Consider the following 12,115-nt stretch of genomic DNA (forward strand, 5'->3'; position numbering starts at 1 on the left):
TGGCTGAGGTACTATGAGAAATCCAGGCTAGAGCCTCGGGTATTCCGTCGATGGGCAGCAGTTCGGCGCGCATACGTTGCTCCATCAGGCGGCGCATCTCACTCTCCATTGCCAGGAAGTGTTCTTCGTCTAGAGCGCCGTTGCGCTCGCCAAGGTTGTCAACGATAGTACGAAAGCGCACGCCTCTGAATTCTTCCATGTATTGACGGGCGGAGAAGGGCAGGCCGAAGGTCGGCAGAATATTGCCCATCACCTCGGCGAGAAGTATCTCGCTATCGACCAGAGTACCGTCGGAATCGAAGAGCAGGCAGAGAGGTAAGGACATAGAGGTCTCACGATGTTGAGCAATGAAGCGCCGGCTCACTTTAATAGCAACCGGCGTCGGGGTAGATCAGACGAAGTCCGGCACCAAGGCACGGGGGATCGCCAGAATTAGCTGAGGGTAGAAAATCAGCAACAGGATCACCGCAAGCATCACTGCCAGATAGATCAAGGTGGTACCAAGCGCTTTGAGCAGTGGAATGCCACCAATCTTTGCCGAAATCATCAAGCACAGCCCGTAAGGCGGTGTAATGAGCCCAAGGCCCAGTGCCATTACGCCAATTACCCCAAACTGCACTGGATGGATGCCCGCTTGCATAGCTAACGGCTGGAAGATTGGTGCCATGATCGCCATGGCCGGTAGCGAATCCATGAAGGTGCCGATGAGAAGCATTACGGCAGTCATTACCAGTAGCAGTATTATCGGATCTGAGATGTTGACCCCAGCCATCAGCTTGGGTGGAATCTGGTAGAAGCTGATTAGGTAACCAAAAATCGCCGCCCCCACCAAGCTGAACAGCGATAGCGAGCAGAGCCTAACGGTCGCCGTGGAGGAATCCAAGACATCGCTGAACGTCAGCTCGCGATAGACAAGAAAACCTAGTGCCAGGGCATAGAGCACGGCAATCATCGCCGCCTCGGTGGGGGTGACAATACCCAACGTAATGCCGCCAATGATTACCACTGGAATGCCTGCTGCCATCAGGCCGTCCTTACCCGAGTGCAGCAGCTGGCGGAAGGTGGCACGCGGTCGAATCGGTACGTTATAACGGCGCACGTAGCCTAAGTTTAGCAAGAGTTGAGCTACGCCGATCATGATCCCGGGTAATATGCCGCCGAGGAAGAGGCCAGCGATGGACGTGTTGGTCAGGGCACCCCAAACAATCATGTTGATTGAGGGAGGAATGATGATGCCCATCACTGACGAGGCTGCTGTGACGGCTACGGCGAAGTGCGTCGGATAGCCTTCGCGCTTCATGGCTGGGATTAGCACCGTGCCTATGCCAGCGCTGTCGGCAGTGGAGGAGCCGGAGACGCCCGCGAACAGCATGCTGACCATGACGTTAACGTGGGCCAAGGCGCCCTTAAAGTGACCCACTAATAGCATGCACAGCGTGATCAAACGATCCGTGATACGTGCTGCATTCATTAAGTTACCGGCCAGCAGGAAGAGCGGAACGGCTAGTAGCACGAATGAGTCCATGCCGCTGTACATGCGCTGGAAGAGCACCCAAGTGGTCAGCCGCGGGTCGAGGAAGATTAGGCTGAATGAGGTCAGGATTAGCGCCATGGCGATGGGCACGCCTACCACGATGAGCACGGAGAGCAAGCCGAACAACAGCCAGGGCAATAGGAACATCCAGTCGGCAGGCATCATTAGCGGGGCTCTCCTTGTTCAGTGTGTGTCTTACTTCTGGGGGCCGGCTCAAGGCTTTCCACGCTGTGATCAGACGCGCTGACCTCCAGCGTCTCGATCTCGCTCGGCGTATTGAGTGACGCTTCCATGGCATCCAAACCGTGGAGAAGTGTATGCAGTAGGCGCTGTACACTGAATAGCAGAATGAACACCCCACTGACCAAGAAGGTGGAGTAGACGTAGATCATTGATAGCCCGGAGGCGGTAGCGTTACGGCGCAGCCCGGAAAGGGCAAATTCGTAGCCGTGGAAGACGAAGATAATACCGATGGCCAAACACGCCAGGTCGCGAATCACCCGGGTAGCGAGATCGGCCCGTGAGCCGTGGGGGAAGGCTTCAAGTACAAAGTGGTCGGCGTGAAGCACTCCCACTGCGGCGCCCAGCATTACCATCCACTGGAAGGCGAAGCGGCTGAACTCCTCGGTCCAATAGAGGTTTGGCATGAACGCCAGATTTCGGCTGATCACCTGGTAGATGACCATTAATATGAAGCCGAACACTAGCGACAGCAGAATCCAGTGGAGCACACGCTCCAGAAACCGGTTGAGCTGTGCCAAGCCAGCGAGCAGTCGGAACATGGTGATTACCTATGGCAAGCGAGGCGCCAGCTAGGCCGGCGCCGGGTGGGTTATTCCGCGTTGATGATCATCTGGTGGTACTCGGTCAGTCCCATCTCGGCGATCACGCTCTCTAGCGGTCCTGCGACGGTTTCCATCATGGTCTCGCGATCCATTTCGTGCAGGGTGGCACCCTCTTCAACCAGCAGGTCGAGCGCTTCGGCATCTTGCTCTAGTTGCACGCTGCGAGCGTAGCTAGCGGATTCGGTGGCAGCCTCCATAACTTGCTCTTGCTGCGATTCGTCGAGGCGATCCCAGGTTGCCTGAGAGAGTGTCAGCAGTCGCACCGTAATATCGTGCTCGGAAAGGCCGATGTGTGGCGCAACTTCGTGAAAACGCATGCGGTGAATCCACTCTGCTTCATTGAGCAGTCCATCAATGGCACCCAGTTGCAGCCCGGTGTAGATCTCGCTCCACTGCATGACGGTGGGGTCTGTGCCAAGTGCCTCCCAAGCAGTGGTCAGTGGTTTGGTAGGGTTGGTGCGGATCTTTAAGCCTTCGAGATCATCAAGGCTCTCCAACGGCTCGGTACTAACAATCTGACGCTTGCCGCCACCGTAGAAAGCCAGTACGCGCACGTCGGTCTCCGCAGTGATCTGGTCGGCAATTGCGCGGCCCACTTCGCCGTCGAGCACCTGGCTCCAGTGATCCTCATCACGATACAAAAAAGGAATCGAGAAAACGTTGGCGGTGGGCGAAAATTCGGTGACCAGGCCGGGGTTGATGATCGACACGTCCAGTGCGCCGGCCATCTGCTGTTCAAACATTTCAGTCTCGTGGCCGAGCACTGAATTCCCCATGATCTGGACGCCCATCTCGCCATCGCTGGCCTCGGCAAGCAGCTCCTTGAATCGCTCGGCGCCCAATTGGTAAGCGGTGTCTTCGGTACCGCCGTGGCCGAAGCGAAGATCTAAGGCCTGGGCTGTGCCAGCGAACCCTAGAGCGGCCGTAGCCAGCAGGGTGGAGCCTAACAATCCACTAGTTGAGATGTTTTTTAGATCGATCCATTTTTTGGTCATGATTCTACCTTTTTGTTGTCGCCGCTTTGAGCGGCGTTGAGTTGCTGGCATGGGACAGAACGCTAGGCGTGAGTCCCAGCCGCATGGTTTGCCAAGGTTGCATCTAATGTAGGCCTAGCGGCCCCGCAGGAGTCGCGAATCTGCAGTCGGGGTGCTAATACTACTTGCTCCCGTGCGCCTTCCGGATTGGCGATGCGACGCAGCGCTAAGCGCGCAGCCTCCTCGCCGATTGCATAAGGATGGGTGGCGATGCTGGTCAGCGACGGGTCACTCAGGCTGGCCTCCTCGACATCGTCGGTGCCGATCACTGCGCAGTCGACGCCTGGCACAAGCCCTAGGCGCTTAAGGCCGAGCATGGCACCGAAGGCCACCATGTCGTTGTGGCAAATCACGGCTGTAGGCGTTGGCGATTCAGCCATTAGCTGCATAATCATTTCGACGCCATCGCGGCGAGTCACAGTGGAGCGCAGCAGGCGCTGGTAGGGGAGCTGATGGTGTTCCAGCGACTCCCGGTAGCCTTGCCACCGCTCGCAGGTTGCTGAGTGTTCGCTGTGGCCGCCAAGGAAGGCGATGCGATGATGGCCCAGCCTCACTAGGTGATCCATGGCTTGGCAGACCCCTTGGTAAAAGTTGGCGCCAGCATAGTCGAAGGGCGGTTCGGCCACGTGGCGCAGTACCTGCACGCAGGCCATACCCCAATTGTTGAGAGTGTCGATCAATCCTGGGTCGGTGCCCTCCGCTGGGCATAACAGGATGCCGTCGACACTGTGTTCGCGCATGCGCTCCAAAAAGCGTTGCTGACGCGCTGGCGAGTCCTCGCTGTTGGCCAGGAAGGAGACGTAGCCCTCGCGGTTCAGGGCGGCGTCGATGCCGGCCACCATGGCGCCGAAGAAGGGGTTGGCGATGTCGTAAACCACTACACCCAGGGTCGAGGTGCGGTTGCCGCGCAGGGCCGCCGCGCCGCGGTTATAGACGTAGCTCAATGCCTTGATCGAACGCTGTACCTTTAGCCGAGTTCGCTCGGCGACCAGCGGGCTCTCGCGCAGCACCAGTGATACCGTTGAGCGGGACACCCCGGCGTGGGCGGCGATGTCCTGCAGGGTCACGCTGGCGGTATCTCGCTGATCCTGTCGGGGCGAGGCATTCTGGCGCATGGCGTCTCCGTTATAGTTGTTTTTAGATTGATCTAAAACTAGCCGAGAAAAGGAGCTTCTACCAATCGTCTTTAGTCTAAGAATGTCCAATTAAGCACCGCGACGCGACTCCCAGACTTCTTCGTTGACCAGGCTAATAGGACGGTTGCCGGATAGTGCCAAGATGAGGTTGTCTACCGCCCGTTGAGCCATGGCGTTGCGGGTCTCGTGGGTCGCAGAGCCGATGTGCGGCAGGGCCACCACATTGCTCATGTGAGGTAGCGGTGAATCCTGCGACAGCGGTTCATGATTGTAGACGTCGAGGCCAGCGGCGCGGATGCGTCCTTCCTCCAGAGCTTCAATCAGCGCTGTCTCATCCACTACTGGACCACGGGCAATATTGATCAGAATCGCGGAGGATTTCATGCGCGTGAGCTCATCAGCGCCGATCAGATGGTGGGTGGTGTCGGAGAGTGGGATAGTAACGCAAACGAAATCGGACTCGGCGAGCAACTCGTCAAGTGTACGGCGTTCCGCGCCCAACTCTTCTTCCAGGACTGGCTTGGGCGAGGCCATGGCGTAGCGCACCTGCATACCGAAGCCCAACGCACCGCGCCGGGCCACAGCTGCGCCGATGCGCCCAAAGCCCACGAGGCCGAGAGTCTTACCATGTACGTCGCTGCCGAAGTGCTCAGGGCCAATGCTCTTCTGCCAGTCGCCGCGCCTGACAAAGTCGGCCAGTTCCACAACCCGGCGGGCGGTGGCCATGATCAATGCGAAGCCGGTATCGGCGGTGGTCTCGGTGAGCACGTCCGGGGTGTTGCAGAGCAGGATGCCGTGCTGGGTCAGGGCCTCAACCGGGTAATTATCAAAACCCACCGAGATGCTGGCGATGGCCTCTAGGTGGGGAGCTTCGTCCAGCAGCTCTGCGGGGATTGCCACGCTGGAGCCGATCAGGCCATGAGCTTTGGCCAGGGCGGCGCGAAAAGCGGGGTCGTTTGCCGAGGTAAGGCCGTGAAACTGCTGGATCTCGAATTCGTTGGCAAGCTGTGCCAGCTGGGCTTCGCTCAGACGGCCATAGGCCAGGATGCGCTTCTTCATGATGAACTCCTTATTTTAGTTGGGATGTCAGCTGATCCAGGCGGATCCGATCGGGTAGGCCTTCCATGTCTCCACGTACCTGTACCGCCAGAGCGCCGATCAGGTTGCCACGCTTCAGCGCCTCATGGGGAGAAAGACCGTCAAGCAAGGCGCTGATAACGCCCACGGCAAAGCCATCGCCGGCGCCCACGGTGTCGACAACTTCGGCGACCGGTACGCCTGGCATAGTGAAGTCAACCTGTTCACCGCCCCGGCTACCGCGATAATAGCTACCCTCAGGCCCTAGCTTAATGATGACAGCTTGAGCACCCCGTTCCAGGTAGTAGTCGGCTATCGCCTCAGGGCTGTTGCGTCCGGTCAGCAGGCGGCCCTCAGCCAGGCCGGGCAGCACCCAGTCGGTGCGCACGGCTAGGGCGTTGAGGGTGTCGCGCATCTCGGCCTCGCTGTTCCACAGGCTAGGGCGCAGGTTGGGATCGAAGGAGAGGCTGGCGCCAGCGTCTCGGGCCCGATCAAGCATGGTCTCGGCGAGCTCGCGGGCGCTCGATGAGAGCGCTGGGGGGATACCGGTAGCGTGCAGATGACGCAGTGCTGAGAAGTCAACGCTGTCGGCGTCCGCTGGTGCCAAGTGGCTGGCGGCACTGCCACGGCGATAGTATTCCACGTGGGGATCGGCGCCGCCCAGGGCAAGCTCCTTGAACACAAGGCCTGTGGGGTGTTCGGGGTCGGTGCGCAGATGGCGGCAGTCGAGCCCCTCGACCTCCAGGGCTTGGCGAATGAAAGTGCCAAAGCCATCGTCGCCAACCCGGCTCAACCAGCCCACATGAAAGCCTAGGCGGGCTAGGCCGATGGCCACGTTGGTGTCGGCGCCCGCAATGCGACGCTGAAAGTATTCGACGTCGGCCAGCTTACCGGACGCTTCAGCGACGAACATTGTCATTGCCTCGCCGAAAGCAAGAATTTCGGGAGCGGCAGAAGGGGAAGTCATGGCAGTCTCCTGTTTCATGGTTGGGATGTCAGAGGCGGCGCAGCCGCGCCAGTTGTTCTGTAGTGATGGCCGCTAAATCCTGGCCTTGTAAGGGGTATTCGATAGCGCGCGGGACTTGAGTCGGTAAGTGGGCTAGAAACGTATGCCAAGTGGCGAGTTCGCCATCGTTGGGCAAGCTAGCTCTACGGTGTCCTTGATCGCACACGACTCCCTTACAGTGTAGATAGCGCACGAAATGCCCCAGGCGCTGTGCCGCGGCCAACGGGTCATTGCCAGTCCAGTGCCAGTTGCCAATATCAAAGGTCATGCCTAGCGGGCAGCCCGCTGAAGCGGCGTCTTCCAAGCAGGCGGACAGGGGTTCCAACGTGCCGCCTTCGGGGGTCTGGTCGTTTTCTATTAGTAGCGGCGGGGCGGCCGCGAGGCGTTCTCGCAGCGCTGCCCAATCAACCTGACTCCCAACGGGGTAGTGGCCCATGGGGATTTTGACCGCGACCGCGCCAAGTGCGGTGGCCTCGATCAGTTGCTTATCCAGATACGTAGCGAACTGGTCGACCTCCCAGAGCCTTTCGGGTGCGGAGTAAACGATGGCAAGGCCTAGGTCAGCGCAGGCCTGACCTAGGTCAATGAAGTCCGCGAAGTCAGGCGGCAGCAGCTCACGGCGGATCTCTACGCCGTCGGCGCCAGCCGCGGCGAGCCACGACAGCACTGCGGTATGGCCGTGGGCAGCGATGGCTTCGTGGCCATATGCAGAGGTGGCGACGAGGATGGCGGGTGCATCTGAAGCGCCAGAAAGCAACATTGGGAACGGTACCATTCGAGAGCGAGAAAATTGAAGGGACATGAGGAGTCCTGAATGAGTGGGTTAGCGGCAGGTAGAGCCGCGTGGAATCAGATTGGCCTGAAAATGTACACGGCGCGCTGGCATGGTGTAGTTACCGATGTCGCGGCGACGCATTAGGCACTCGACTGCAGCACGACCGATCGCCTCGGTGGGCTGGGCCAGCGTGGTAATGCCAGGGCCGACGAGCTCGCACCAGTCGAGCTCGTCGATGCCCAGCAACCCCGTCTCGCCAAGTCGGGCGTCTAGAGCATGTAGTGCCCGGGTAGCGGCCAGGGTGGCGTTACCGTTGGCACAGAGCAACGCCTTGGGTAGCGTGCCGGGACGTGCCAAAAAGTTGCCGATAGCACGGTTCAGGGAATCAGTCTCGTCGAGTGGCTGGCAATGAACCTCACCGGCCATGGCGCGTGCAGCGACCCCTTGCTGGAAGCGAGTAAGGCGTGCCTGGCGTGGACTGGCCAGGCCCGGGGGTTCGCTCAGGTAGAGCAGTTCTCCATAACCTCTGCCCTGGAGGTGATCTAAAGCTAAGTCGAGCGCACGAGCATTGTCTAGGCCCACCACTTCAGCCTCTACCTGGCTCAACTCTCGCTCAAGGAGGACTAGCGGGGTGCCCTGTTCGACCAGCGCCTGCAGTTCGCGATCCAGGCTACCGACAGCGTTCATTACCAGACCCTCTACTCGGTAAGAGGTGAGCAGGGCGAGATGTTCGCGCTCCAGTGCCGAGTTATTGTCGGTGTTGCAGACCATTAGTGAGAGGCCGCGCTCGCGGCAGGCTTGTTCCACACCGTGCATCACTGCCACCGAGAACGGGTTCCGAATGTCTGCCACAAGCATGCCTATGATCCGCGAGCGACCACCCTTGAGGCCACTGGCCATCCGGTTGGGGTGGTAGTCTAGGCGCTGGGCCGCGGCGGCGATGCTCGTCTGCAGGTTCGGAGATAGCCGCTCACGCTCTCCACTGAAGAAGCGGGAAACACTGGTCTTGGAAGCCCCTGCCTCGCGTGCAACCTCAAGGATTGTCGAGTGTTGATGAGTAGGTGTTGTCATTTTATCTCTACTTATGGAACCGTTCCCATCGTAGGCCCCAGGTGTTGATAAGGCAAATGCACAGAGTATTTCGTCAAGTAGAAGCTTCGGGTAAGTTTATTATTGTGACCGACAATGTACGCCGCTCTATTTAAGTTAGGCGTTATAAAGCGGACGAGCGGACTCCTCTTGAGCGACTCCGGGGCAGCATCATTGAGCTAAGGAAGCTCTGAAAAAGTCACTGCTATCAGTGATAATACGTCTATCGTCAACTGCATAGGATTCAGTGCTGCCATGCTCCGCGTCCATTGCATGCAGTTGTTTTACAACCTGAGCGATCCGGCCATGGAAGACGCCCTCTACGAGATCGAGTCCATGGGCCAATTCGCCTGTTTGAAACTATACCGATTGCCGGACGAAACCACGATTCTCAAGTTTCGCCATTTTCTGGAACACCACGGCCTTGGCACGGTCCGGCATCCACAACGCTGGTCGGGCAACACCCGAAACTGGGAGGTGCTCGGTTCGGTGTCGCTCAACCCTGGAAAAATGCACGAAATCGAGCGTAATAAACAGGCTGCTTAGAGGCAGCCATTTGGACAACTGGGTTGAAAATCACCGCCTTGTCGCAAGCAGTGAATCAGTTCCTTGCGAAGGTGGCCAGCAGGCAAGGCATAAATGGCCGTGTAGATGGTCCCTCGGCAGACGTAGGCATCGCGCAAATCAGGTGGTTTCATCGTTTTGAACTTGCCGCTAATTTGTTCAGGAGACAAGCGTCGCCGCAACATATGCACGATGAGATCAAACCGCTCGGTGCCTAGCGAAAGCTTACGCGCAGGACGATAGACCACTCGACGCTTTTCTCGCTGACGTTGGGCGTGCCGAGCGCAGTAACCATTCTGGGCCATTTGATTACGGCGTATTTCACGAGAGATGGTTGAAGGAGCTCGCCCCAGGAGCTGGGCAATATGCCGAAGGCTCATCCCTTGGGCTTGACCCACTTGGATGCTGGCACGTTCTTCAATACTGAGTTCGAGGTAAGACGTGGGACAACACCTTAGCGAAATGCTCAGGTGTTGCACTCAGTTTCTGCAGCCAAGCTGCTTGTGCGTGTGATAAGCGACTTGTTCGTATCTTTGCGAAAGATTCGTTTTTCTCTTCGAGCCTTCTGACAGCAAGTTGTGCGCTGACGTTATGTTTTTAGCAGCTAGAGAAGTCCTCCTTGAGAAAATTAACGACTTTTATGGGTTAAAAACGACTTGTGTGATTCTGCGTTAGATTTTTTAATAACTGATTTTAAAGATATTACTCATTAATCAATGTTCACTATTAATATTTTCCAGCAGATGGAACAGTCGTCTCTGAGGATTTTAACGACTTTTTTGGAGGGTAAACGACTCGTGTGTATTTCTGTGAATGAGTCGTTGCAAGCCTTTGTGTAGCTTTGCGAAAGAGTCGTGAAACTAGACTTGGCAGGTATCCTCAGGATGGATGTGCCATTCCCCAATGTACTGAAGACAGCCGGAAGAACTTGAAAAGGCATCATCGATAGCAGCTTGATGATAACGTCCTCGCCGATCAACAAAGCACCGGCGTCTGATGTTGCTTGACGGTGAGGTGAACGATGCACTTGCCAAGGAGTTGCTTGAAGCATTGGAGGAGTGGTTACGTATCCTGCTTAAAGGTGAAACCACTTTCCGCCCTTTTGCTTTTTTTGAGGATGCCCAGGGTGACATAACGTTGCGCAATCGATAACCTAGCAGCCAGTGGGTCAATAGACGGTCATCTGGCCAGCAAGCCTTGCAAAGGAATACGTATGAGCGATTTCAGAAAATTTCAGCCGATAGAGGCCACGCTGATGAAGATTTATATTGCACTGGTTGACTCGCGGCCAGTGAAATTCAGCGTATTGGCGGCATTCTCAGCGATTATATTGTTCTATTTTGACGTGTTTGGTAATAACTACCTAATACCCAATACAACAGATACGTTTTACCGAGTGAACATGATCGGCGTGCACATCGTTATCCTTCACTTCATCACTTTATATGCTGTTCGATTTATCCAAGAGTCCCTCACCAATATCCTCGATACATGTACAGGAAAACTCGCATACGCGAATTATAAGACGATAGTCGAGCGTCATGGGAAGGAAGCACTTAGATACACCCAGTAGATTCACGAAACAAGGCCCTTGAGGGTAGGGCCTTAACACCATCGTGTAGTACTAGTCGAAGTATTCATCTGGATCAGGGCATGTAATAAAGTACGAACGCATAATATTGATGGATGCACTGAAGATGCCCATTGCTAAGGTGAATCCTGCGTATACCCAATAGGGATGGAAATCTTTCAACAAAATAGCGGTTGGAACAAATATAATACAAGCTATAGCAAAAATAGTGAGTAATCGTCCAAACATCCAAAATACCTTTCGTGTGCCATAGTGAGTCGTAAAGCTAATTATAGTTCAAGTGAAGACCATGTGCTACTGATGCATCAGCCCAACATCTGCTAAGTGGTTATGCAAAAGTTATTGAGTAATCAGTACCGTAACCATTGCATACTTTTTTGACCGCTTCACAACGCTTATCGAACGAACTGTAGGCTGTTAACGGTAGCCACCGGTATTTGATTTCGCGCCAAAAGATTTCGACCAGGTTCAGCTCCGGCGAATACGGCGACGAATAGACTAGGTGAATGCGATGTGCCATCCAATCAATAAGTTTGCGCTGGAATGCCTTGGGGCGGTGCATTCTGGCATTATCCAGTATCACGATGGCGAATGCGTCAGGGGCTTTATGTGCCGCAAAATGATAAAAGGCTTCTATAACGGTCTCGGTGGTCATGTGGTGAAAAAAACTCACCTTCCCTGGTCAGAAAGCCCAGTACATTCAGCCGTTTGCTGTGTGAGTAGGCCGTGACTTCCCAGGGCTTGGCTATCGGGCTCCATGCATAAGGAAGTGACGATGATTGCGAGAAACCGGCTTCATCAAAGAAATAGAGATCGCACTCACCACCATCTTCCTACTCCTTCAACACATTGACCATCTCTTGCGTATGGCGGAAAACTGTCTCGTCACGCGTGCCCTAAATAAGCGGCGTAGCCGCTTACCGCTATAACCTTTTTCTAACGCGGGCCGCAACGTGTCCTGGCTGACGACGTTACTTGTCTACTCCTGAAACTTGGCATGGAGGGCAGACAATTGATGGGGATACTCTTCAACCAGTTGTTCTAACACAGCAAGTTCGCTTTCGCTAAGAAGGTGAGGGCGTCCTTCGCGAGGCTTGTTTTGAAGATCTTCAATACCGTCTGCTTCCCTCTAGGATAACCAAGTTGATACCGTATCGCGCCTAACCCCAATAATATCGCGAATCTGGTTAATTGTATGGCCCTTGGGGTTGAGCAGAATGGCGTGAGCCCGACGACTATGATCAAGATATTCGCCCGCCATCTATGACCATGGCTCGCCGCTGGCTGCTTCAACCGCTTGCTGAAGTTTCGAGAGTGCGGTGGGATCCATTAATTCTTGGAGCGCCAGGAAATCAAAATGCTGTGCAATACGTGCGATATGCGGAATAGCTTTATTATTCAACCCATATTTCGAATATTCAAACTCACAATATGGATATCGGCCGCGGCAACGGTCGGTAAAAG

12 protein-coding genes and 3 pseudogenes are annotated in these 12,115 nt (G+C 55.8%); 3 read left to right on the forward strand and 12 right to left on the reverse strand.

The window, feature by feature from the left end; translation table 11 throughout:
* The 9 genes from HZU72_RS03535 to HZU72_RS03575 form a co-directional block, all read right to left on the reverse strand.
* The coding region (locus HZU72_RS03535) for an HAD hydrolase-like protein (protein WP_180090568.1) at positions 1-325 on the reverse strand (325 nt) is incomplete at its 3' end.
* A gap of 66 nt (positions 326-391) precedes the next feature.
* Positions 392-1,699 (reverse strand): TRAP transporter large permease, encoded by a 1,308-nt coding sequence (locus tag HZU72_RS03540; protein WP_180090569.1) that lies wholly within the window; start codon positions 1,697-1,699, stop codon positions 392-394.
* Entirely contained in the window at positions 1,699-2,316 is a 618-nt protein-coding gene (locus tag HZU72_RS03545; protein ID WP_180090570.1) for a TRAP transporter small permease, read from the reverse strand. Before HZU72_RS03545 ends, HZU72_RS03540 begins: the two co-directional genes overlap by 1 nt.
* Before the next feature lie 50 nt (positions 2,317-2,366).
* A complete protein-coding gene (locus tag HZU72_RS03550; protein ID WP_180090571.1) occupies positions 2,367-3,374 on the reverse strand; it encodes a TRAP transporter substrate-binding protein in 1,008 nt (335 codons plus the stop codon).
* 62 nt (positions 3,375-3,436) lie between these two features.
* On the reverse strand, positions 3,437-4,528 hold the full coding sequence (locus HZU72_RS03555) for a LacI family DNA-binding transcriptional regulator (RefSeq protein ID WP_180090572.1): 1,092 nt from the start codon (positions 4,526-4,528) through the stop codon (positions 3,437-3,439).
* Between the two features lie 90 nt (positions 4,529-4,618).
* Complete coding sequence (locus tag HZU72_RS03560; RefSeq protein ID WP_180090573.1) at positions 4,619-5,608, reverse strand: 2-hydroxyacid dehydrogenase; 990 nt, start codon at positions 5,606-5,608, stop codon at positions 4,619-4,621.
* 10 nt (positions 5,609-5,618) lie between these two features.
* The gene (locus HZU72_RS03565) at positions 5,619-6,593 is read right to left on the reverse strand and encodes a sugar kinase (RefSeq protein ID WP_180090574.1); all 975 of its coding nucleotides are present in this window, start codon (positions 6,591-6,593) and stop codon (positions 5,619-5,621) included.
* Between the two features lie 28 nt (positions 6,594-6,621).
* Complete coding sequence (locus tag HZU72_RS03570; RefSeq protein ID WP_235975976.1) at positions 6,622-7,434, reverse strand: sugar phosphate isomerase/epimerase family protein; 813 nt, start codon at positions 7,432-7,434, stop codon at positions 6,622-6,624.
* A 21-nt stretch (positions 7,435-7,455) separates the two neighbouring features.
* Positions 7,456-8,478, reverse strand: a complete 1,023-nt coding sequence (locus HZU72_RS03575; protein WP_180090575.1) for a LacI family DNA-binding transcriptional regulator — start codon at positions 8,476-8,478, stop codon at positions 7,456-7,458.
* Positions 8,479-8,751: 273 nt separating this feature from the next.
* Between HZU72_RS03575 and HZU72_RS03580 the strand changes: the two are divergent.
* Positions 8,752-8,922, forward strand: a pseudogene (locus HZU72_RS03580) (transposase); the annotation flags it as partial.
* Between the two features lie 155 nt (positions 8,923-9,077).
* On the opposite strand, the pseudogene HZU72_RS03585 reads toward HZU72_RS03580, so the two are convergent.
* Positions 9,078-9,524: pseudogene (locus tag HZU72_RS03585) on the reverse strand (transposase); the annotation flags it as partial.
* 532 nt (positions 9,525-10,056) lie between these two features.
* Here HZU72_RS03585 and HZU72_RS03590 point away from each other — a divergent pair.
* Positions 10,057-10,212, forward strand: a complete 156-nt coding sequence (locus HZU72_RS03590; RefSeq protein ID WP_180090577.1) for a hypothetical protein — start codon at positions 10,057-10,059, stop codon at positions 10,210-10,212.
* 61 nt (positions 10,213-10,273) lie between these two features.
* On the forward strand, positions 10,274-10,633 hold the full coding sequence (locus HZU72_RS03595) for a hypothetical protein (RefSeq protein WP_180090578.1): 360 nt from the start codon (positions 10,274-10,276) through the stop codon (positions 10,631-10,633).
* A gap of 346 nt (positions 10,634-10,979) precedes the next feature.
* Here HZU72_RS03595 and HZU72_RS03600 read toward each other — a convergent pair.
* Together HZU72_RS03600 and HZU72_RS24190 are read right to left on the reverse strand one after the other, a co-directional pair.
* A pseudogene (locus HZU72_RS03600) lies at positions 10,980-11,406 on the reverse strand (transposase); the annotation flags it as partial.
* 374 nt (positions 11,407-11,780) lie between these two features.
* Entirely contained in the window at positions 11,781-11,912 is a 132-nt protein-coding gene (locus HZU72_RS24190; RefSeq protein WP_371829532.1) for a helix-turn-helix domain-containing protein, read from the reverse strand.
* Positions 11,913-12,115 lie beyond the last annotated feature (203 nt).

The sequence above is a fragment of the Vreelandella sedimenti genome (genome assembly GCF_013416325.1).
In the GTDB taxonomy this organism is placed as follows: domain Bacteria; phylum Pseudomonadota; class Gammaproteobacteria; order Pseudomonadales; family Halomonadaceae; genus Vreelandella; species Vreelandella sedimenti.